This is a genomic window from Streptomyces griseomycini (assembly GCF_014203535.1).
Classification (GTDB): Bacteria; Actinomycetota; Actinomycetes; order Streptomycetales; family Streptomycetaceae; genus Streptomyces; species Streptomyces griseomycini.
This window is the reverse complement of sequence record NZ_JACHJI010000006.1, coordinates 60,239-81,597: the sequence shown is the minus strand read 5'-3', so window position 1 is coordinate 81,597 and position 21,359 is coordinate 60,239. Positions and strand designations below refer to the sequence as shown.

23 protein-coding genes are annotated in these 21,359 nt (G+C 73.2%); 15 read left to right on the top strand and 8 right to left on the bottom strand.

What is annotated here, in order from left to right:
- The first annotated feature begins 76 nt into the window (after positions 1-76).
- From FHS37_RS17985 to FHS37_RS17960, 6 genes are all read left to right on the top strand, one after another.
- Positions 77-586 carry a MarR family winged helix-turn-helix transcriptional regulator gene (locus FHS37_RS17985; protein ID WP_184822357.1) on the top strand — a complete coding sequence of 170 codons (510 nt, stop codon included), beginning with the start codon at positions 77-79 and terminating at the stop codon, positions 584-586.
- A 953-nt stretch (positions 587-1,539) separates the two neighbouring features.
- Positions 1,540-1,719: a DUF8839 family protein gene (locus tag FHS37_RS17980; RefSeq protein ID WP_184822356.1), complete on the top strand. Its 180-nt coding sequence runs from the start codon at positions 1,540-1,542 to the stop codon at positions 1,717-1,719.
- Between the two features lie 255 nt (positions 1,720-1,974).
- Complete coding sequence (locus tag FHS37_RS17975; protein WP_184822354.1) at positions 1,975-2,865, top strand: glycoside hydrolase family 19 protein; 891 nt, start codon at positions 1,975-1,977, stop codon at positions 2,863-2,865.
- Between the two features lie 104 nt (positions 2,866-2,969).
- Positions 2,970-4,349: a PI-PLC domain-containing protein gene (locus FHS37_RS17970; RefSeq protein WP_184822352.1), complete on the top strand. Its 1,380-nt coding sequence runs from the start codon at positions 2,970-2,972 to the stop codon at positions 4,347-4,349.
- Between the two features lie 293 nt (positions 4,350-4,642).
- Positions 4,643-5,035, top strand: coding sequence for a VOC family protein (locus FHS37_RS17965; RefSeq protein ID WP_184822350.1), 393 nt, complete (start codon positions 4,643-4,645; stop codon positions 5,033-5,035).
- A 46-nt stretch (positions 5,036-5,081) separates the two neighbouring features.
- Positions 5,082-6,161: an adenosine deaminase gene (locus tag FHS37_RS17960; RefSeq protein WP_184822348.1), complete on the top strand. Its 1,080-nt coding sequence runs from the start codon at positions 5,082-5,084 to the stop codon at positions 6,159-6,161.
- Here the strand turns inward: FHS37_RS17960 and FHS37_RS17955 are convergent.
- Together FHS37_RS17955 and FHS37_RS17950 are read right to left on the bottom strand one after the other, a co-directional pair.
- Positions 6,143-6,658 carry a mycothiol transferase gene (locus tag FHS37_RS17955; protein WP_184822346.1) on the bottom strand — a complete coding sequence of 172 codons (516 nt, stop codon included), beginning with the start codon at positions 6,656-6,658 and terminating at the stop codon, positions 6,143-6,145. The two genes, FHS37_RS17960 and FHS37_RS17955, sit on opposite strands and share 19 nt — an antisense overlap.
- 17 nt (positions 6,659-6,675) lie before the next feature.
- Complete coding sequence (locus FHS37_RS17950; protein ID WP_184822344.1) at positions 6,676-7,569, bottom strand: LysR family transcriptional regulator; 894 nt, start codon at positions 7,567-7,569, stop codon at positions 6,676-6,678.
- 127 nt (positions 7,570-7,696) lie between these two features.
- On the opposite strand from FHS37_RS17950, the gene mgrA reads away from it, so the two are divergent.
- The 5 genes from mgrA to FHS37_RS17925 all read left to right on the top strand — a co-directional run bounded on the left by mgrA (position 7,697) and on the right by FHS37_RS17925 (position 13,351).
- Positions 7,697-8,689, top strand: coding sequence for an L-glyceraldehyde 3-phosphate reductase (mgrA, locus tag FHS37_RS17945; protein WP_221499981.1), 993 nt, complete (start codon positions 7,697-7,699; stop codon positions 8,687-8,689).
- A gap of 234 nt (positions 8,690-8,923) precedes the next feature.
- A complete protein-coding gene (locus FHS37_RS17940) occupies positions 8,924-9,334 on the top strand; it encodes a hypothetical protein (RefSeq protein ID WP_184822340.1) in 411 nt (136 codons plus the stop codon).
- Positions 9,335-9,386: 52 nt separating this feature from the next.
- On the top strand, positions 9,387-11,708 hold the full coding sequence (locus FHS37_RS17935; RefSeq protein WP_184822339.1) for an ABC transporter ATP-binding protein/permease: 2,322 nt from the start codon (positions 9,387-9,389) through the stop codon (positions 11,706-11,708).
- A gap of 9 nt (positions 11,709-11,717) precedes the next feature.
- The gene (locus FHS37_RS17930) at positions 11,718-12,341 is read left to right on the top strand and encodes an SH3 domain-containing protein (protein ID WP_184822337.1); all 624 of its coding nucleotides are present in this window, start codon (positions 11,718-11,720) and stop codon (positions 12,339-12,341) included.
- Positions 12,338-13,351, top strand: coding sequence for a serine/threonine-protein kinase (locus FHS37_RS17925; protein WP_184822335.1), 1,014 nt, complete (start codon positions 12,338-12,340; stop codon positions 13,349-13,351). The genes FHS37_RS17930 and FHS37_RS17925 overlap by 4 nt, the downstream gene beginning before the upstream one ends.
- 6 nt (positions 13,352-13,357) lie before the next feature.
- Here FHS37_RS17925 and FHS37_RS17920 read toward each other — a convergent pair whose 3' ends face one another.
- Positions 13,358-14,623, bottom strand: coding sequence for a streptophobe family protein (locus FHS37_RS17920; RefSeq protein ID WP_184822333.1), 1,266 nt, complete (start codon positions 14,621-14,623; stop codon positions 13,358-13,360).
- Between the two features lie 362 nt (positions 14,624-14,985).
- On the opposite strand from FHS37_RS17920, the gene FHS37_RS17915 reads away from it, so the two are divergent.
- Complete coding sequence (locus tag FHS37_RS17915) at positions 14,986-16,134, top strand: DUF6777 domain-containing protein (RefSeq protein WP_229889753.1); 1,149 nt, start codon at positions 14,986-14,988, stop codon at positions 16,132-16,134.
- Positions 16,135-16,143: 9 nt separating this feature from the next.
- Here FHS37_RS17915 and FHS37_RS17910 read toward each other — a convergent pair whose 3' ends face one another.
- On the bottom strand, positions 16,144-16,575 hold the full coding sequence (locus tag FHS37_RS17910) for a PRC-barrel domain-containing protein (RefSeq protein ID WP_184822331.1): 432 nt from the start codon (positions 16,573-16,575) through the stop codon (positions 16,144-16,146).
- Positions 16,572-17,156, bottom strand: a complete 585-nt coding sequence (locus FHS37_RS17905) for a PRC-barrel domain-containing protein (RefSeq protein WP_184822329.1) — start codon at positions 17,154-17,156, stop codon at positions 16,572-16,574. The genes FHS37_RS17910 and FHS37_RS17905 overlap by 4 nt, the downstream gene beginning before the upstream one ends.
- A 200-nt stretch (positions 17,157-17,356) precedes the next feature.
- On the opposite strand from FHS37_RS17905, the gene FHS37_RS17900 reads away from it, so the two are divergent.
- On the top strand, positions 17,357-17,812 hold the full coding sequence (locus FHS37_RS17900) for an ATP-binding protein (RefSeq protein WP_184822327.1): 456 nt from the start codon (positions 17,357-17,359) through the stop codon (positions 17,810-17,812).
- Positions 17,813-17,823: 11 nt separating this feature from the next.
- On the opposite strand, the gene FHS37_RS17895 is transcribed toward FHS37_RS17900, so the two are convergent.
- Positions 17,824-18,741 (bottom strand): RNA polymerase sigma factor SigF, encoded by a 918-nt coding sequence (locus FHS37_RS17895; RefSeq protein ID WP_184822325.1) that lies wholly within the window; start codon positions 18,739-18,741, stop codon positions 17,824-17,826.
- 191 nt (positions 18,742-18,932) lie between these two features.
- Between FHS37_RS17895 and FHS37_RS17890 the strand changes: the two genes are divergently transcribed.
- The gene (locus FHS37_RS17890; protein ID WP_308436694.1) at positions 18,933-19,376 is read left to right on the top strand and encodes a helix-turn-helix domain-containing protein; all 444 of its coding nucleotides are present in this window, start codon (positions 18,933-18,935) and stop codon (positions 19,374-19,376) included.
- Between the two features lie 21 nt (positions 19,377-19,397).
- Here the strand turns inward: FHS37_RS17890 and FHS37_RS17885 are convergent, their stop codons facing one another.
- Positions 19,398-20,000: a ClpP family protease gene (locus FHS37_RS17885; RefSeq protein WP_184822323.1), complete on the bottom strand. Its 603-nt coding sequence runs from the start codon at positions 19,998-20,000 to the stop codon at positions 19,398-19,400.
- On the bottom strand, positions 20,000-20,656 hold the full coding sequence (locus FHS37_RS17880; protein WP_184822321.1) for an ATP-dependent Clp protease proteolytic subunit: 657 nt from the start codon (positions 20,654-20,656) through the stop codon (positions 20,000-20,002). Before FHS37_RS17880 ends, FHS37_RS17885 begins: the two co-directional genes overlap by 1 nt.
- Positions 20,657-20,870: 214 nt before the next feature.
- Here FHS37_RS17880 and FHS37_RS17875 point away from each other — a divergent pair, with 214 nt between their 5' ends.
- A complete protein-coding gene (locus FHS37_RS17875; protein WP_184822319.1) occupies positions 20,871-21,353 on the top strand; it encodes a VOC family protein in 483 nt (160 codons plus the stop codon).
- Positions 21,354-21,359 lie beyond the last annotated feature (6 nt).

Genomic DNA, 21,359 nt, shown 5'->3' with positions numbered 1-21,359 from the left:
CTTATGTGTAGATTTCGGTTGAAGAATGAAGTGGATGGCGTCCTCCGGGTGCCGGTGTCTTCTATAAGGTGATCGTGTGGTCACAGCAGACGACGCGGAGCGGCAGGCGGCGGAGCGCGGGACGCCCCGGACGCCGGAGCCGGCCGACCTCCAGGCCTTCGCCGTCCAACTGCGCCGGATGAACGGCGAGATCAACCGCATGGTCCACGGCTTCGCGAGCCGCAACGGGCTGCACGTCACCGACGTCCAGGCGCTCGCGGCGATCCTGGACGCGGACGAGCCGATGACACCGGGCCGGCTCAGGGAGCACCTCGGGCTCACCTCCGGGGCCGTGACCGCGTGCGTGGACCGGCTGGAACGCGCGGGACACGTCACCCGGGTCCGGGAGAGCGCCGACCGCAGGGTGGTCCACCTGTACTACGCCGCCGACGCCAAGACGGCGGCCCGGACGTACTTCCGCCCGCTCGCGCAGGCCGCGGGCTCGGCGCTCTCCCGCTTCGACGACTCCGAACTCGCCGTCGCCCTGCGGTTCCTCGCCGCACTGAACGAGGAACTCGCACTCCACGGGACCTCCGGGGGGAACTGACCGCGCCGGTCCCGGCCGCACCGGCGGAACCGGCGTGGTCCACGATCGCGCCCGCACCGCACTCCAGCCACTGGGATCGTTCTTCGCCGAGGTGACTCCCGCCGCGCCCGGAGCGCGGTGACCGCCTCATCCCGACGGGCCCGCCGGTTCGTCCCCGTCCTGCGCGCAGCGCCGAGTCGCCGGAGGCCGTCGAGGAGCAGAAGGCCTTCCGGCAGCCCGAGGCCACCCGCGCGCTCGCCTCCCTCGCCGGCACCCCGGTCGTCGTCGGCGGGACCTGCCCGGCGATCCCGTCCGGGGCATCCGCACGGCGGCCGAACAGGTACCGGGCCCCACGGTCCGGGTGGCCGGGCCCGCCGCGACACCTTCCTGGTGCTGACCGTGCTGCCGCGCTCGCTGCCGGTGCCCGCGCTGCTCGTCGCCGCCGTCGCGGCCGACTTCCCGGCCGCGCCCGGGGTCTGCGCCCCGCTGTTCCCGCACGCGTTCGGCTTCACCGGCACCGATCCGTCGGTGCCGGTGTGCGGCTTCGTGTTCCTGGCGGCCCTCGGCGTCGACTGCGGCATCCTCCCCGTGTCCCGGGTCGGGGGGGCCACTGCGGCACGGAGCCCGACGGGGCGTGCTGCGCGGACCGGTCGGCACCGGCGGGGTGGTCCCCCCGGGCCTTCCCGGCGCAGGTCGCCTCCGTCGCGGCCTTCGGCGTCCTCCTCGACGCGCTGGTCGTGCGCTCCCCGCTGGTGCCCGCCCCGGCGCTGGACCCCGGACGGGTCACCCGGTGGCCGGGCCGGCTCGCCAAGGAGCTTGGGACGGCGCGGGATTGACGCGCCTTCGGCCGGGGGCGTCTCCGTACCCGCCCGTACGTGCATGTGCGTTCCGATCCCGGGCAGCCGGAAGGTGCGGAGAACACACGGAAGACGACGGCCTTCACGAGCACAGGCCGACAGGAGGTGTCCGTCCCCATGACCGCCGTGACGGGAGCGAAGGTGCTGGAGCGTTTCCCCGCGGGATCCCCGCGCGGGTCCTGGCCGGCGGAGGAGTGTGCGGCCCGGTACCGCGCCGAGGGCGAGCCCGCGACGGTCGTCATGGACCTGGAGTCGGACGCGTTCCTCGTGCTGGTCCCGTCCTCGGAGGACGACTGAACGCGCCGCGCTCTCGCCGGGTGGCGCCCTCTCCGGCGGTGCCGGCCGCGTGCCGGGAGCGGCGGGCGCGGCGGACGATTCGGGACGACTGGTCTACACCCTTGACTGGTACAGACCAAAGCGGTTGAGTGTGCTCCACACCCCCCACCACGGCCGCCCCCACGCCGTGACCGGCTCCGCCGGCGCGTGCGGCCAGGTTCCGCTCAGGCGTGCCCTCGCCCGGGAGCGGCCGTGTCCCGAAAAGGAGTTGACCCCTTGTCGAGACGCCGCATCTCCGCCGTGCTGACCGCCGTCGTCCTGGCCGGCGGCGCGCCGGTCCTGCTCCCCGCCGCACCGGCCTCCGCCGCCGCGTGCTCCAGCTACCCGAACTGGGTGGCCGGGAAGGCGTACAACGCCGGTGACATCGTGCGCTACACCGACGGCCGGGCGTACATCGCCGAACACGCCAACCCGGGCTACGACCCGACGATCAGCACCTGGTACTGGGAGCCGTACGCCTGTGACAACGGCCCCGGGACGCCGGCCGGGAAATTCGTGGTGACCGAGGCGCAGTTCAACCAGATGTTCCCGAACCGGAATCCCTTCTACACCTACAGCGGGCTCACGGCCGCCCTGAGCGCCTACCCCGGCTTCGCCAACACCGGCAGCGACACGGTGAAGAAGCAGGAGGCCGCCGCCTTCCTGGCCAACGTCAGCCACGAGACCGGCGGTCTGGTGCACGTGGTCGAGCAGAACACCGCCAACTACCCGCACTACTGCGACTGGGGGCAGCCCTACGGCTGCCCGGCCGGCCAGGCCGCCTACTACGGGCGCGGACCGATCCAGCTGAGCTGGAACTTCAACTACAAGGCGGCGGGCGACGCGCTCGGCATCGACCTGCTGAACAACCCCTGGCTGGTGCAGAACGACGCCGCCGTCGCCTGGAAGACGGCCCTGTGGTACTGGAACACCCAGTCCGGCCCCGGCACCATGACCCCGCACAACGCCATGGTCAACCAGGCCGGCTTCGGCCAGACGATCCGCAGCATCAACGGCTCCCTGGAGTGCGACGGCAGGAACCCGGCCCAGGTGCAGAGCAGGGTGGCCAAGTACCAGCAGTTCACCCAGATCCTCGGAACGTCACCCGGCGGCAACCTGTACTGCTGACGGGGGACGGTGGGGCATGGCGTCATGCACCTGACCACAGTTGGGTCGCGGCCCGGGCGCACCCCGCGTGCGCCCGGCCGTCCTTCGGACGAAGGGCATCCGCCATGCGCACCCCCCACGCCCCGCTCACCACGACCGTCATGGCCGCCGCGCTCGCCGCGGCGGTCGTGGCGCCGGCGCCCGCCGCCGGGGCCGACGCCGTACCGCCGCCGGGCACCTACTACGTCCAGAGCGCGACCACCGGGCTGAACGCCGCCGACAGCGCCGGAACCGTCGAGCAGCACAGGCCCCGCGGCGACGAGGACCGCCAGCAGTGGAACCTCCGGGCCGACGGCGCCGCGTACCTCCTGGAGAACACCGACCGCCCGGGCGTCTGTCTCGGCCGTGACGGAGACCGGGCCCGGACCGTCGCCTGTACCGGTCCGGACGCCCCCTGGGAGATCACCCCCGCCGGGGCCGACCGGTTCACCCTCGCCGTCCCCGGCGCCGACCGCCGCCTCACCGTCGCGCCGAAGGCGCCGGGCGCCACCCACCCCGCCGCGCTCGCCGTCGGCACCGGCACGGACGGCCTCGCCGCCTGGTACCTGACCCCGGTCGGCCCGGTCACCCACCCCATGCCGCCCCGGGACCGGCGCACCCTGGACCAGGTCACCTTCCTCACCGCCCACAACGCCTACGCCAACGGGGTCGACGGCGGCTTCGCCCCGCCGTTCGTCGACCTCTTCCCCAACCAGACCCGGGGCATCGAACGCCAACTCGCCGACGGCGTCCGCGGATTCATGCTGGACATCCACCAGACCCCGGACGGCGCGATCCTGTGCCACAACAGCTGCACGCTGGTCCGCAGACCCGTCGCCCTGTGGGTCGACCTCCAGCGGATCGTCGACTTCCTCCACGCCCGTCCCGACCAGTTCGTCACCGTCTTCCTCGAGGACCACGTCGACCCGGGCGTGCTGCGCGCCGAACTCGCCCGCGTCCGAGGGCTGCCGGACGTGCTCTACCGGCCGGACCGCACCGGCGTGCGCGAGAACGGCTGGCCGGCCCTGGCCGACCTGACCGCCGCCGGGCACCGGCTGCTGATCCTCACCGACCACAGCCGCGCCGCCGACCGGGCCGCCGGGCTGACCCGGGACAGCTTCGGCGTGATGTACCAGCGCGAGTGGACCGTCGAGAACCACTGGTCCATGGGGCCGGGCGTCGGCGCGTCCGACTGGTCCTGCTACAGCCGCTGGTACGACGCCGGCACCGACATCCCGCTGACCCGCACCGAGCCCGGCTTCCGCCCGCTGTTCGTCATGAACCACTTCCGGGACGCCGCGCTCGCCTCCACAGCGGGCACGGACAACTCCAAACTCGCCGACCGCGCCCGCCGGTTCTGCCAGCCGGCCGCCCGCAAGAAGCCCAACTACCTCGCCGTGGACCGCTACGAGCTCGGCGACCCGGCGTCCGCCGTCGCCGCCCTCAACACCTACACCTATCCGTAGAGGAGCCCCGCGGTCCCAGGGCGGGCGTGCGGGACTCCGCCGTCACCGGCACCCGGGCACCGGGCGACCCGCCCGTCCCGGCGCACCGGGCGACTCCGACCGCCTCGCCGGGAAGGCGGCGGGCGCGTCGCGCCTCACCGGGGAGGAGCCGGACCGGTCCGGCCGGGACGCGTCACCGGATCCCCCGTGGACGGAAGGGCGTGCAGGGACGCCGCGGTGACCGCCCGGGACTGGCGCATCCGTGGGTTTTACGTATAACCTCTCCGGTCGACCCCACCTCCCGAAAGGTCACGATGAGACGCGTCGCCCTGGTCACCCTCGTCGTCGACGACTACGACGAGGCGATCCGCTTCTACACCGAGGCCCTCGGTTTCCGGCTCGCCGAGGACACGCCCCGGCCGGACGGCTCCCGCTGGGTCGTCGTCGAACCGGACGGCGGGCGCACCGGCGCCGCGCTGCTGCTGGCCCGGGCCAAGGACGAGCGGCAGCGCGCCCGGGTCGGCGACCAGACCGGCGGGCGGGTGGGCTTCTTCCTGCACACCGACGACTTCGCCCGCGACCACGCCCGGATGACCGCCGCGGGCGTGACCTTCCTGGAGGAGCCGCGCCACGAGCCGTACGGCTCGGTCGCCGTCTTCCGGGACCTGTACGGCAACCGCTGGGACCTGCTCCAGCCCGCCGGCTGACCCTCTTCCACCGCTTCGAACCGCTCGTCCGAGGAAAGACCCCGCCATGACTGCTACGCGCGTAGACGCCGAACTGATCCGTCGCCTCCCCAAGGCCGTCCTGCACGACCACCTCGACGGCGGCCTGCGCCCCGCCACCGTGGTGGAGCTCGCGGAGGCGGTCGGCCACACCCTGCCCACCACCGACCCCGACGAGCTCGCCGCCTGGTACGTCGAGGCCGCGAACTCCGGTGACCTGGTCCGCTACATCGCCACCTTCGAGCACACCCTCGCCGTGATGCAGACCCGCGAGGGCCTGCTGCGCACCGCCGAGGAGTACGTGCTCGACCTCGCCGCCGACGGCGTCGTCTACGGCGAGGTGCGCTACGCCCCCGAGCTGAACACCCGGGGCGGGCTGACGATGGGCGAGGTCGTGGAGACCGTCCAGGAGGGCCTCGCCGCCGGCATGGCCAAGGCGGCCGCCGCCGGGACGCCCGTCCGGGTCGGCACCCTGCTCTGCGGCATGCGGATGTTCGACCGCGTCCGCGAGGCCGCCGACCTGGCCGTCGCGTTCCGGGACGCCGGGGTCGTCGGCTTCGACATCGCCGGCGCCGAGGACGGCTTCCCGCCCGCCGACCACCTCGCCGCCTTCGAGCACCTGCGCCGCGAGAGCGTGCCCTTCACCATCCACGCCGGCGAGGCCCACGGTCTGCCCAGCATCCACCAGGCCCTCCAGGTGTGCGGCGCCCAGCGCATCGGACACGGCGTGCGCATCACCGACGACATCCCCGACCTCGCGGCCGGCAAGCTCGGCCGGCTGGCCGGGTGGGTGCGGGACCGCAGGATCGCCCTGGAGATGTGCCCCACCTCCAACCTCCAGACCGGCGCCGCGACCTCGATCGCCGAGCACCCGATCACCGCGCTGAAGGACCTCGGCTTCCGCGTCACCCTCAACACCGACAACCGACTGGTGTCCGGCACCACCATGACCCGCGAGATGTGCCTGCTGGTGGAACAGGCCGGCTGGACGGTCGAGGACCTGCGCACCGTCACGGTGAACGCCGTCAAGAGCGCGTTCCTGCCGTTCGACGAGCGCAGCGCCCTGATCCGGGACGTGGTCCTGCCCGGTTACGCGTCCGCGCTCTGAAGCAGCCCCCGTACGTAGGCGGCCTGTCCGACGTGCTGCAGATCGTCGGACAGGACGCTGACCAGCCGCACGCCCAGGCTGACCGGCGGATCCCAGCGCTCGTCCACGATCCGCTCCAGGTCCTTGGCGGCCAGTGAGCGCAGCGCTCCGAGCGTCTGCTCGTGCACGGCGTCGTAGTAGCCGGTCAGCAGGTCACCGGAGTCGACCCGCACCTCGGCGACCTTCGCAGCCGTGTGGCCGAACCCGGTGTCGCGGCGCGGCAGACCCAGCCCGAGGCGTTTCTCCCAGTCCTCGGTGAGCCACACCTGGTCCAGGCCGAAGGCGTCGGCGACGTGGTCGTCCTGGACCCGGGCGAGGTGCCAGATCAGCCAGGCGACGGAGTTGGCGTCGGGACCGGGGCGGGCGTTGAGCCGGTCGGGACCCAGGCCCTCCACGGCGGCGTGGACCTCTTCCCGGACGCGGCCGAAGCCGTCGATGAGGATGTCCTTGGCATGCATGGGTCCACCCTCGCGCATCACCGCGCCTCACGCGCCCCGTTCTCCAGCAGATCCATCAGCGCCCGGGCCGCCGGACTCGTGGCCTGCGCCGGAGGGAGCAGGGCGACCGTCTCGTAGGCCGCTTCACCGGTGTCCTTCAGCGGCAGCGCGGTCAGGGACGCCCGCTTGTGCCGGAAGTGGCGCGGGACGACGGCGACGCCGAGGTTCTCGTCGACCAGGTCGAGCAGGCTGTGCACGTCGTTGACCTCCAGCGCCACCGTGCGCCGCACGCCCGCGACGGCGAACGCGGCGTCGGTGGCGCGGCGCGGGCCCCAGTCCGGGTGGAAGTCGACGAACACCTCCTCGCCCAGGTCGTGCGGGGTCAGCGGCGCCCCGGCGCGGGCGAGCCGGTGGTCCGGATGGCACAGCACGGTCATCGGCTCGACGGTCAGCGACACCGACCGCAGCTGCTCCGAGTCCGCCTCCGTGCGGTACGCGAAGGCCAGGTCCAGCCGCCCCGCCGACACCTCCTCCGCCAGCGCGGCCGAGCCCCACTGCCGCAGCCGTATCTCCACGTCCGGGTGCCGTCGCCGGAACGCGGCGAGCAGCTCCGCCACGTGCACTCCGGCGATGCACTGCTCGGTGCCCAGCGCGAGCGTGCCGCGCAGCACGCCCTGCACCGCGGCCACCGCCTCGTGCGCCGCCCGCACCTGCGCCAGGATCCGCTCGGCCTCCGCCAGCAGCGCCCGTCCGGCCTCGGTGAGCGTCACCCTGCGCGTCGTCCGCACGAACAACGGCGTCTGCAGCTCGCGCTCCAGGGCGCGGATCGAGGCGGACAGGCCCGACTGGGAGACCATCAGCCGTTCCGCCGCCCGGGTGAAGTGCTGGTCCTCGGCGACGGCGACGAAGTGCTGGAGGTGGCGCAGTTCCATGATTGAGAAGCGTATCCGCTGAATCCCATCGGATTCTCCTGTTGGACCACTGCCTCCAGGTCACGACAGAGTGGAGCGGCGGTTCGCCGGAACCGCCGAGACCTGTGCCAACCCCTCTGGAGTCGTGTTGTACACCGCACACCCCGACCGTTACGCGGACATGCCCTACCGGCGCACCGGACGCAGCGGCCTGAAGCTCCCCGCGCTCTCGCTCGGCCTGTGGCACAACTTCGGTCCGGACCGCCCGGCCGAGACCCAGCGTGCCATCCTGCGCCGCGCCTTCGACCTCGGCGTCACCCACTTCGACCTCGCCAACAACTACGGCCCGCCGCCCGGCGCCGCCGAGTCCGCGCTCGGCGAGGCGCTGAGGGCGGACTTCGCGCCGTACCGGGACGAGCTGGTGATCTCCACCAAGGCCGGCTACCTGATGTGGCCGGGACCGTACGGCGAATGGGGCTCGCGCAAGTACCTGCTGTCCTCGCTGGACCGGAGCCTGACCCGCATGGGCCTGGACCACGTCGACATCTTCTACTCGCACCGCTTCGACCCGGACACCCCCCTCGAGGAGACGATGGGCGCCCTGCACTCGGCCGTCCAGCAGGGCAAGGCGCTCTACGTCGGCGTGTCCAACTACTCCGCGGAGCAGACCCGCGAGGCCGCCCGCATCCTCGGTGAGCTGGGCACCCCGCTGCTGATCAACCAGCCGCGCTACTCGATGCTCGACCGCCGCCCGGAGGACGAGGGCCTGCTGGACGCCCTGGACGAGCTCGGGGTCGGCTCCATCGCCTACTCCCCGCTGGAACAGGGCCTGCTGACCGCCCGCTACCTCGACGGCATCCCCGAGGACTCCCGGGCCGCGAGCGACAGCCCGTTCCTGAACACCGACGCCCTCACCGAGGAGCTGGTGGGCCGGCTGCGCGCGCTGAACGAGATCGCCGCGTCCCGCGGCCAGACCCTGGCCCAGATGGCGCTGTCCTGGGTGCTGCGCGGCGGCCGGGTGACCTCCGCCCTGGTCGGGGCGAGCAGCCCGCGGCAACTGGAGGACAGCGTCGCGGCCACCCGCGGCCTCGGCTTCGACGCGGAGGAGCTGGCCCGCATCGACGCCGTCGTCAAGGGGTAGGGACGGGGCGCCGGTGCAGCCGACGGACGGCCCGCGCGGCGTTTCGGCCAACCGCGGCCGTGAATATGCCAGGAGACTGTCCTGAAACACATGGTGACAGTGATTCAGCGGTGAACATACTCGACAACGAGAGCGCTTCACACCGCGCGACGGCGCCCTCACGCACAGCACGCGCGCCACGGCCGGGCGGCGAACCCCGCCCGGCGGGCGGGCAACGCAGCGGGGGAGGGGAACGTGCACGACGAATTCCTGTGCCATGTCACGGCGTACGGGGTCTGCGACGGCCGGCGCATCGGGGTGCCGCTGGGCACCTACCGGGCGCCCACCCTCGCCCTCGCCCTGTGGTGGCTGCGCGACCGCGCCTCCTGGATCGCCGAGCGCCTCGACCCGCAGCCCGACGCCGAACACTTACCGCCGGGCTCGCTCGTCCCCGTCCCCGACGGCGTGCCCGACGTGCCCACCGTGCTGCGCGCCTGGTGCGGCGACGTCGCCCGGCAGGAGGAAGTGGCCGAGGCGCTGGCCGCCGGGCGCCTGGTGCGCCTCGCCACCGGCGACGACACCACCGAGTACGAGCTGCTGGCCGAGTCCGTGGACGCCCTGCGCATGCAGCGTGCCGCCCGCGCGCCGGGCGTCCCGGTCGCCTGACCCCGCCCCTTCACGCCGGGCACCCGAGCGGACTCATCGGTAGAATTCAGGCATGGCGGAGCAGCCGGTCGCGCCGGAGCTCGTGCTGGAGACCGAGACCGGCTCCACCCGGATGACTCCGGTCCGCGACTATCACGTCGGACGCGACCCGTCGAGTGACATCGTCCTCGATGACGCCCGGGTCTCCTGGCACCACGCGGTGCTCCACCCCGGGGACGGCCACTGGACCGTCGAGGACGAGCACAGCACCAACGGCACCTACACCAACGGCCGGCGCATCCGTGCCCGGGAGGTCGGCCCCGGCAGCGTCATCCGCTTCGGCAACCCCGACGACGGCCCCCGCGCGGTCCTCGCCGCCCCCACGCCCGACCGGCCGTCGGCGGTCGCCCACCCCGCCCTCACCCACATCTTCCGGCAGCCGGCCTCCGTGCGGCCGCTGCCCACCCGCACCGTCCGCATCGGCCGGGACGCCGACAACGACCTGGTCGTCGACGACCTGATCGTCTCCCGGTACCACGCCGAACTGCACGTGCACGCCGACGGCACGTACGAGATCGTCGACCTCGGCAGCCACAACGGCACCTACCTCAACGGCGTGCCGGTCGACCGGGCCGACATCAGGCCCGGCGACATCGTCGGCGTCGGCCACTCCGACTTCTGCCTGATCGGCGACGAACTCCAGCAGTACGTCGACACCGGCGAGGTCTGCCTCGACGTCCAGGACCTCACCGCCGTCGTCGACCGGGGCACCAAACGCCTCCTCGACCAGGTCTCCTTCCCGGTGGGGGAGAAGTGCCTGCTCGCGGTCGTCGGCCCGAGCGGCGCCGGCAAGTCCACCCTGATGAACGCGCTCACCGGGCAGCGCCCCGCCGACCACGGCACCGTCCTCTACGACGGCCGCGACCTGTACCACGACTACGCCGAACTGCGCCAGCGCATCGGGCTCGTCCCGCAGGACGACATCCTGCACACCCAGCTGACCGTCCACGCCGCCCTGTCCTACGCCGCGGAACTGCGCTTCCCGCAGGACACCGCCAAGGCCGAACGACGGGCCCGGGTCGACGAGGTGATCCGCGAACTCGGCCTCGAGGAGCGGGCCCGCCAGCACGTGCACAGCCTGTCCGGCGGGCAGCGCAAACGGGTCAGCGTCGCGCTGGAACTGCTGACCAAGCCGTCGCTGCTCTTCCTCGACGAGCCGACCTCCGGCCTCGACCCCGGCATGGACCGCTCGGTGATGCACATGCTGCGCGGCCTCGCCGACGACGGCCGGACCGTCATCGTCGTCACCCACAGCGTGCTGAGCCTGGACGTCTGCGACCGCCTCCTCGTCCTCGCCCCCGGCGGCAGGGTCGCCTACTACGGTCCGCCCGGTGACGCCCTCGCCTTCTTCGGCTTCGAGAACTGGCCGGAGGCCTTCGAGGCGTTCGAGCAGCACCAGGACCGGGACTGGGCGGGGGAGTACCGCGACTCGCCCTTCCACCGGCGGTACGTCGCCGAGGCCGCCGCCCAGCCCCGGCGGCCCCGCGAGGAGCCGGTCGTCGTGGGGCCCCCGCCCAGGCCCCGCAGCTGGGGCGCCCAACTGCGCACCCTGGTCCGCCGCTACGCCACCGCGCTCGCCGCGGACCGCACCTTCCTCGCCATCATGATCGCGCTGCCGTTCGTGATGGGCGCCATGGCGCGGGCCCTCGCGGGAGGTGAGCTGACGCGCAGGTCCGCCATGAACACCCTGCTCATCCTGTGCGTCGGCGCCGTCCTCACCGGCGCGGCCAACGCGGTGCGCGAACTCGTCAAGGAACGGGTGATCTACCAGCGGGAGCGGGCCGTGGGCCTGTCCAGATCGGCGTACCTGATGTCCAAGGTGATCGTGCTCGGCGCGGTCACCGTGCTCCAGGCCGTGGTGCTGACCCTCGTCGCGCTGCTCGGCGTGGACCTGAACGTGCCCGGCGGCGAAGGAGTGCTGATGCCGCCCCTTGTCGAGATCACCGTCGCCGTCGCGCTGCTCGGGTTCTCCGCGATGGTGCTCGGTCTGCTGGTCTCCGCACTGGTCCGCAAGGAGGAGGCGACGATGCCGTTGCTGGTGCTGCTCGCCATCGTCCAGGTCGTCTTCTGCGGCGCCCTGCTGTCGCTCGACGGCGTGCTCCTCCTGGAGCAGCTGGCCTGGCTGGTGCCCGCCCGCTGGGGGTTCGCCGCGATGGCCGGCACCGTCGATCTGAGCCGGCTCTCGCCCGGCGACCTGAGCGGCGATCCGCTCTTCGCGCACACGGCGGACGTGTGGCTGCGCGACATCGGCATGCTGCTCGTCCTGTCGCTGGTCTTCGGCCTGCTGGTGTCCCGCCTGCTGCGGCGCCACGAGCCGGCCGTCATGCGGAAGTAGGTGCCGACGATGACGGCCCCCGGCTTCCGGCCCACGCACGTCGTACCGCAGCACGGGCTGCCCGCCTGGGAGGAGCCCGACCCCGCCCGGCCCACCGTCGGCCTCGACCCGCTGCTGCCGGTACGGCTCGTGGAGCGGCGCGGCGACTGGGGGCACGTGCAGTGCTCCAACGGCTGGTCCGCCTGGGTCGACGGCCGCCTCCTGGTCGCCGTGCCCCAGGACCCGACCGCCCCCGACGCCCCGATGGCACGCACCGCCGACCCGCGCCCGCTGCTGATCCGGGCCGAGGAGGCACTGAGCCGCTACCGCTCCGCCGTCGAGGGCCTGATGCACGGCGATCTCGACGGGGAGGGCTTCGGCGCACTCACCCTGGGCCTGCGCCTCGGAGTCGTCGTCGACGGGGAGTCCCTCTGGCTCTACGACCCCGACCACGGACGATGGCTGTACACCGACGGCACCCGGCTGCACACCTACGCCGCCGACGAGGCGCCCCGCACCGCTCCGCGCTCTCCCGGCCCCGCGCCCACCCGCCCGATGCCCGATGAGCCCGCTCACGGGACGCCCGATGAGCCCACCCGCGGGACGCCCGGTGAACCCACCCGTGTCGTGAGCCCCGACGGTGACCTGCGATGACCAGTGACACGAGCCGGTTCGCGGGCCGCCTCTCCGAACTGATCGGCCGGCAGATCGCGGGCTACCGCGTCGAGACCGAGATCGGCCGCGGCGGCATGGCCGTCGTCTACCGTGCCCGGGACCTGCGCCTGGACCGCACCGTCGCCCTGAAGCTGCTCGCCCCGGAACTCGCCCGCAACGACACCTTCCGCCGTCGCTTCACCCACGAGTCCCGCACCGCCGCGGCGATCGACCACCCGAACATCGTCCCCATCTTCGAGGCGGGGGAGACGGACGGCATCCTCTACATCGCGATGCGCTACGTCCCCGGCAGCGACCTGCGCCACCTCCTCGACCGCGAGGGGCCGCTGCCGCTGCCCACCGCCCTGCGCATCGCCGCCCAGGTGGCGTCCGCGCTCGACGCCGCCCACGAGCACGGACTGGTGCACCGGGACGTCAAGCCCGGCAACATCCTCGTCTCCCGCGGCACCGACAGCGACCACCCCGAGCACGTCTACCTCACCGACTTCGGTCTGACGAAGAAGTCGCTGTCCCTGACCGGCTTCACCACCGTCGGCCAGTTCGTCGGCACCCTCGACTACGTGGCCCCCGAACAGATCTCCGGCCGCCCGGTCGACGCCCGATGCGACGTCTACGGGTTCGCCTGCGTCGTCCACGAGGCCCTCACCGGCCATCCGCCGTTCCGCCGGGACGACGACATGGCCCTGCTGTGGGCGCACCAGTACGACGACCCGCCGGCGCTGACCGCCGACCGCTCCGACCTCGCCCCGCGGACCGACGCCGTCCTCGCCAGGGCCCTGGCGAAGAACCCCGACGACCGCTACGACTCCTGCCGGGACTTCGTCACCGCCCTGCGCACCGCCACCGAGGACGGGGGGAGCCCGGCCGCGGGCACGGCCGAGACCGGCCACCCGGCCACCGTGCGGGACCTGCGGGTGCCCGGGCCCGGTGCGTACCGGCCCGAGCCGCCGCCGCGCTGGGCGCAGCCGGTGTTCGGCCCGTGGGCGTGAACCGGGTCAGCGAACGGCCCCGCCCCACCGGCGCACCCCCCGCGCCAGCAGCGCCCCGGCGAACCCCGTGACCAGGCCCCACAGCAAGGCCAGACCCAGGGCGCTCCACAGCCGCGGTCTCAGCAGCACCTGCCCGGAGAGACCCTCGCCCAGATCGCCGATGCCGAGGACGGACAGGCCGATCCGCGCGTCGATCCGGGCCGTGAGGCAGATCATGAGCACCGTGAGCGCCAGGGCCACCGCCATGTGCACCGCGTGCCGCCAGGCCCGGACCCGGACCGGGGACCGCGCCGCCGAGACGAAGGCCGTGGCCAGCAGCAGCACCGCGTCGGCCACCACCAGCCACCACACCCGGCCGTCGTGCTCGGCGAGGGTGCCCAGGTTCAGCGTGGAGACGTCCGGTGTGCGCAGCACCGCGTCCAGCACCTGCGGCATGGGCAGCCCGAAGGGTCCGTCCACCCTGCCGTCCCAGGTGGCGCCGAGCCCGACCGTCAGCGCCAGCCAGGCCACGTTGGGCAGCCCGAGCAGGACCACGGCGAACGTCTCGGCCGGATGCCCGCGCGTGGCGGCGACGACCAGCGCGACGACGAGACCGATCACGACGTAGGCGAGCAGCAGCTGCACCATCGCGTGGGCCGCGGGCCGCACCGACGTCTCCAGGCGCAGCAGCCGGCCCGGCAGCGGGGAACCGCGCGACACCAGCAGGGCCAGCACCAGCACCCCGGCCAGCCAGACCAGGCCGACGAGGACGGTCGACGGAACGGCGGTGGAGAAACCGACCTCGGGCGTGATGCCGAACAGGTCACCGAGATCGCCCAGCGGCCCGTCCTCGAGGGAGATCTCGAACGTGTGCCGCGCGGCGAGCGCCAGGGCGAGCAGCGCGAGCAGCCACAAGGCGGCGACCCGCGCGGCCCGTCCGGCCAGCTCGGGAGCCCCGGCGACCGCCCGGTGCCGCAGCGGGCGCAGGAAACCCCAGCCGACGACCAGCGCCCCGGTGAGGGTGACGGACAGCGGGATGACCGCCAGGCCACCCTCCGCGTCGGCCAGCGCGCCGGCGTCCCCGGAGAGCTCCACGGTGCCTCCGACGGCCGTGACCACGGTCGCCGCGACCACCCGGGGGAAGGAACCGTCCGGCAGGTCCGCGGCGCCGGCCGCCCACAGCCCGAGCGCGGCCACCACACCCATGGCGACCAGTCCGCCGAGCACCGTGACGAGGGCCTGCGTCCAGCCGTGCCGGGCGGCCGCCCGGTCGGAGAGGGTGCGTGAGCTCACGCTGCCACGCTAAGCAGGGGCGGCGGGCGACGCCCGCCGGGAGGTCCGTCCGCGTCGGCTTGCGGACGGCACCGGACCGGAGCACACAATGAACTCATAGGAGAAAAAGCGGAATGCACCGTCCGGAAGCGGTGCAGTGTGCGAGTGCCGCGGGACCATCCGCGCGGGAAGAAGAACTCGTGAGCGTCGAACCGCCGTCAGCCGACCGGCCCATCGGACCTCCTTCCGGGCCGCTGTCCGGGCCACCCGGACCGCCGCCCTCCGGTCCGCCCTCGCAGCCGCCGAGCAGGGGCGGGGACGGAGGCGGGGGGCCGCCCGGCCCGGAGCACCGTCCGTGGTGGAAGTCCCTGCCCGGTCTGGGGGTGCTCGCCGCGGCCGTGGCCGCCGCCGTGCTCCTCGCGGTGGTGTTCGTCCGTCCCGACGGCGGTGCCGAAGCCGGCGGCGGGGAGATCTTCCTGCAGGCCGCGAACGCGGCCGGTCCCGACCCGTTCACCAAGTCGACGGCCAGGCACAGCTCGCCCCCACCGGTCACCCCCTCCCCGACCGCCGAGTCCGGCTCGGTGAACGAGCTGCGCGGCGTCCAGGGCGGGCAGCCCGGTCTCTACGGCGGCACCCGCGACGCCTCCAGCTGCGACGTGGAGCGGCAGATCGACTACCTGAGCGAGGTGCCGGACAAGAACGGGGCGTTCGCCTCGGTGGCCGGCGTCAAGTCTTCGGAGGTCCCCTCCTACCTGCGCTCGCTCACCCCGCTGCAGTTGCGCGTGGACACCCGGGTCACCAACCACGGCTACCGCGACGGCGCCGCCACCGAGTACCAGGCCGTCCTCCAGGCGGGCACGGCCGTGCTCGTCGACGACCTCGGCATGCCACGCGTGCGGTGCGCCTGCGGCAACCCGCTGACCAAACCGGTCGAGCAGTCCGAGTCGCGCTACACGGGCAAGCCCTGGCCGGGCTTCAGCCCCTCGAGCACCGTCGTGATCCAACCCGCGCCGCGGCCCGTCGAGAAGTTCGTCGTCCAGGACCCCGAGACCGGGGACTGGTTCGAGCGGCGGCCGGGCGACACGGGCAAGAAGGACCGCGCCACACCACCGCCGGACGATCCCACTCCGTGGGACGGTCCCGCCAAGCGGACCGCCTCGTCCTCGCCGGACACCGAGCCGAGGGACGGGTCCACCACCGACGGGTCCACCACCGACGGGTCCACCACCGACGGGTCCACCACCGACGGATCCACCACCGACGGATCCACCACCGACGGGTCCACCACCGACGGACCCGCGAACAGCGACTCCCCTGGGTCCGACTCCCCCCGGCCCGACTCTCCGGGGTCCGACTCTCCGGGGTCCGACTCCCCCCGGCCCGACTCTCCGGGGTACGGCTCCCCGGGGTCCGACTCCCCCCGGCCCGACTCTCCGGGGTACGACTCCCCGGGGCCCGGCTCCCCGGAACCGCCCCCGCCCGGCTCGGGGTCACAGCCCCAGCCGAGGTCGGAGCTCAGCCCGGCGTCCTAGCCAGGCGCACTAAAGGCGGTGCGGGCGGTCGGCCCGTACCACCAGGGCATGGTCGCCGAGCCCCAGCAGACGGTCGGCCGGCACCTCGCCGAACGTCGTGAGAACCGCCTCGATCCGGCCGTCGGCCGGGTCGAACGCCGCGTCGAGCACGGTGCCGCGCTCCTCGCCGTACTCGGTGAGCACCCGGCTCCCCAGCAGGTCACGGTGCGGCGGCGCCTCCGTCCGGCCGGCCGGAGGGCGCGCGACCAGTCCGTCCTGACCGACGGCTTCCACGGTGCCCAGGGCCAGCACGGTCTCCCCGTGCCGCCACCCGCGCCGTACCCGGACGTGCGTGACCCTTCCCGACGCCGCGTCGACCGTCAGCGCCCGCACGGTCCCCAGACGGTCCGCGCCACCCGGCGTCAGGACGGGCAGCCCGCGCACCCGGGAGAACAGCATCATGGCGGTGCGCTCCTCCCACGGTCGCGGTGGGCTCCGGCACGGGCCGCGAAGCCGGGCAGGTCGTCGGTGACGTAGGCGGTCGCGCGCGCGGGGATCACCAGCGTCCGGCCGGAGGCGCTCAGCGCCTCGCCCCGCGGCACGTACACCCGGTGCCGGCGGTGCCGGGAGCCGTGCACCAACTCCCGGTGCGCGGCGAGCCGGAAGGCGACGACCCGGCCGCTGGTGCCCCCCTCGACGAGGACGTCGAGCACCGTGCCGACGACGTCGCCCGCGTCGGTCACCACCCGCGCCCCGAGCAGCCGTCCGTGCAGGGCGTCCCGGCGCGCCACCGACAGGGGCACGTCGCACAGCGCCTCCCGTCCGCGGACCATGACCGCGTGGTGGCCCAGGCAGTGCACCGCCGGCCAGGGCAGGTCCTGCGGCAGCGGTCCCGACAGCAGGGTCCGTCCGGTGAGGGTGAAGCCCGTGATCCGCACGGCCGAGGCGTCGAAGACGGTGTCCTTGACATGGGCGACGGCGTCCCCGCCCAGCGTCACCACGGGCAGGGTCGTCAGGCTCCGCACCGCCATCAGCTCGTTCATGACACGCCCTTCCCGCCGGGCCGGCGTCCGCCCCGTACCGGGCGGCCCCCGTCCGGACCCGTACGCGCCGGACCCGGCGGGACCCGGGTTCCCCGCCCCATGGAGGCGAACACCGATCCAAGGGGACTGCGCCGCCGGACTCGGGGTACCAGGACTGGTGCATGAACGTCCGGCCGACCCGGCTTCCCAGAGAGAAACGCATGACCTACCACCTGGACGGGGCAGTGATACCGACTGGTTTCGACGTGCCCGTGGAACCGCTGCGGCGGGCGGCACACTTCACCGGCGAGCCGGGATGCATCGCCGAGGCGCGGTCCTTCGCCGCGCTCTTCCTGGAACAACTGAGGACCGAGTGGTGCGCCACGATCGACGAGCGGGTGGACGGCGCGGTCCTGCTGGTGGTGAGCGAGCTGGTCACCAACGCCGACCGGCACAGCAACGGACCGTACATCCTGGAGCTGGAGGGAACGGCCGCCTCGCTCACGGTGGCGGTCTACGACAGCAGCGCCACACTGCCCCGCGTCTTCCCCCGTGACCCCCGGCGCGTCGGCCGGCACGGTCTGGAGATCGTGCGGGCGCTGGCCCGGGACGTCAGCGTGGAGCGGGTGCCGGTCGGCAAGTGCGTGCGCGCGGTGCTCAGCCTCGACGGCAGTTGAGCGACCGCCGGTCAGGCGCAGCCGAGCTCGCCCAGCATGCCCTCGCGCAGTCGGGCGATGATCCGCTTGATCAGACGGGACACGTGCATCTGCGAGCAGCCGAGGCGCTCGCCGATCTCCGCCTGGGTGGCCTCCTCCACGAACCGCATGTGGAGGATCCGCCGGTCGCGCTCGCTGAGCTCGGCCATGAGCGGGGCGAGCGCGTGGAAGTCCTCGACGAGCCTCAGCCCCTCCTCCTCCACACCGATGAAGTCGGCGAGGACGGCCTCACCGTTCTCCGGGCCGTCACCGGTGAGGGCGGCGTCCAGTGACGAGGAGTTGTACCCGTTCGCGGCGATCTGCCCCTCGATGACCTGGTCCTCGGTGATGTTCATCAGCGTGGCGAGCTCGGCGACCGTGGGTTCCCGGTCCAGCCGGCTGGCGAGTTCCTCGCGGGCCTTGGCCAGTTCGACCCGCAGTTCCTGGAGCCGGCGCGGCACGTGCACGGCCCAGGTCGTGTCACGGAAGAAACGCTTGATCTCACCGACGATGTACGGCAGCGCGAAGGAGGTGAACTCGACCTCGCGCGAGAGCTCGAACCGGTCGATGGCCTTGATCAGGCCGATCATGCCGGTCTGCACGATGTCGTCCATGTCGTCACCGCGGCCGCGGAACCGTCCGGCGGCGAACCGCACGAGGGACATGTTCATCTCGATGAGGGTGTTGCGCGCGTACTGGTACTCGTGCGTGCCCTCCTCCAGCTCCGCCAGGCGGCGGAAGAACTGACGGGACAGCTCCCTCGCGTCGCGCGGAGCGACGGTCCGCGGGTCCGCCACCCCGGGCAGGCTTCCGTCGCCCGTCCCGGCCTCGGTGTGCTCGTCGACGACCTGTGCCTGCGACCGGATCACGGCGGTCTCCCTTGCCTCTCCCACGAACGTCACGGCCGACATGTGCCCGGGCCCTTCCGGGTGTGCGGGTACCCAGGTCGAGCCGACGCATTCCTCACCCGTACGACCGAGGGTACGGGGGAGGGGCCCGCACGGCAGCCCGGGCCGCGCCCGGACACGCCGCACCGGCCCTCTTCACTCAGGGCGGAATGCCGCTCCCTTCCCCCCGGGGCCGGGATTCCTAGGCTGAAGGGGTGAACCGTGAAGCGTCGAACCACGCCCGTGTCATCCCCCTGCGGCCGACGGCCGAGCGTCCGGGGCCCGTGCGCCCCGCCGCCCCGCCGCCCGGTCCGGCCCCCGCCCCGGCTCCGTCCGCTCCCGCCCCCGCCGTCAGAGAGCCGCTGTGGCGCGACCTCGTGGGCGACGTGCTGCGCCGGGAACGGCTGGCCCAGGAACGGACGCTGAAGGACGTCGCCGAGGCGGCCCGGATCTCGATGCCGTACCTGTCGGAGGTGGAGCGGGGCCGCAAGGAGGCCTCCTCGGAGGTCCTCGCGGCCGCCGCCCAGGCCCTCGGGCTCGGCCTCGGCGACCTGCTCGCGCGGGCCCACGGAGAGCTCGTCCGCGTCACCGGCCGACGGCTCGGCGCGAGCCGGGGAGCGTCCGGCTCCTCGTACGACGGGCTGTGCCTGGCGGCCTGACGTTCCGCGTGGTCCGGCGCCTCACACCCGTACGAGGCGCCGGCTCAGCACCTCGTCGGCCAGGCCGTACGCCACGGCCTCCTGCGCCGTGAACACCTTGTCGCGGTCCATGTCCGCGCGCAGCGTCGCCACGTCGTGGTGCGTGTGCCGGGACAGCACCTCCTCCACCTGGGAGCGGATCCGCACCATCTCCTTGGCCCGGAGCGACAGGTCGGAGACCGTGCCCCGCGCACCGCCGGCGGCCGGCTGGCCCAGCAGCACCCGCGCGTGCTCCAGCACGAACCGCCGCCCCGGGTCCCCGCCGGCCAGCAGCACGGCCGCCGTGGACGCCGCCTGCCCGACGCAGAAGGTCGAGATCGGGGCCTGCACGAACGTCATCGTGTCGTAGATCGCCATGAGCGAGGTGTACGAGCCGCCGGGGGAGTTGAGGTAGATCGCGATCTCGCTCTCCGGGGCCGCCGACTCCAGGTGGAGCAGTTGCGCGATGACGACATTGGCCACCCCGTCGTCGATCTCGGTGCCGAGGAAGACGATCCGCTCGGACAGCAGCCGGCTGAACACGTCGTAGGACCGCTCGCCCTGCGGGGTGCGCTCGACGACGCTCGGAATCGTGTACGTCCCCATCACTGCAGTCCCATCCTGCGCCGTGTGGCGGCCGGGCGGACGTCGTCGAGCGACTCCACCACCCGGTCGACCATCCCGTACTCCCGGGCCTCCTCGGCCGTGAACCAGCGGTCGCGGTCGCTGTCCCGCGAGATGGTCTCCGGGGACTGGCCGGTGTGCTCGGCGGTGATCCGTTCCATGGTCCGCTTGATGAAGTCCAGGTTCTCCGCCTGGATCTCGATGTCCGCGGTGGTGCCGCCGATCCCCGCGGACGGCTGGTGCATCATGATCCGCGCGTTCGGCAGGGCGTACCGCTTGCCGGCCGTGCCCACGCTCAGCAGGAACTGGCCCATGCTGGCCGCGAACCCCATCGCGAGCGTCGAGACGTCGTTCGGGATCAGCCGCATCGTGTCGTAGATCGCCAGACCCGCGTGCACGGAGCCGCCCGGACTGTTGACGTACAGGCTGATGTCGGTGCGCGGGTCCTCCGCGGACAGGATGAGCAACTGCGCGCACACCCGGTTCGCGGAGACCTCGTCGACCTGGGTGCCCAGCAGCACGATCCGCTGGGCGAGCAGTTGGGCGGCGAGGTGGTCGTCGAACCGGGTGTGCGGGGTGTCGCCCTCCTCGGCCCGGGGCAGCGCGGCCGGCCACGGGCCGGCGGTGAGTGGAGACATGGGCGCTCCTGTTGGTCGCTCGTCGGGAACGCGGCCGGCGCGGCCGCGTGTCCCCACTCTCGACCGGCGGCGGGGTCGGACGGACCCTTCTCTGCCCGTGGCAGATCCGCCACGGGCAGAGCGCTCGTCCGGAACGAACCGCCGCGCCGCCGATGAGTTCCGGGGCCCGTGGCGGTCGACACTGATGACCGCGTTCCACGCCCAGGAGGTACTCATGACCACCGACGGATTCACCACGTGTCTCTGGTTCGACGGCCAGGCCGAGGAGGCCGCGGACTTCTACGTCTCCGTGTTCAAGAACTCGAGCGTCGGCCGGGTTCTCCGGAACACCGAGTCCGCGTACGGCACCACGGGCTCCGTCCTCACCGTGGAGTTCACGGCCAACGGACAGAAGTTCGTCGCGCTGAACGGCGGGCCCGAGTTCACGTTCAGCGAGGCGATCTCCTTCCAGGTCGACTGTGCCGACCAGGCGGAGGTCGACCACTACTGGGACAAGCTCGTCGAGGGCGGCGGCGAGCACGGCCCCTGCGGCTGGCTCAAGGACCGGTTCGGCGTGTCCTGGCAGGTCACCCCGGCACGACTGACCGAGCTGATCAGCGACCCGGACCAGGAGAAGGCGGACCGCGCCATGAAGGCCATGCTGTCCATGGGCAAGCTCGACATCGCCGCCCTCGAGAGGGCGTACGCGGGCGAGTGACGGCCG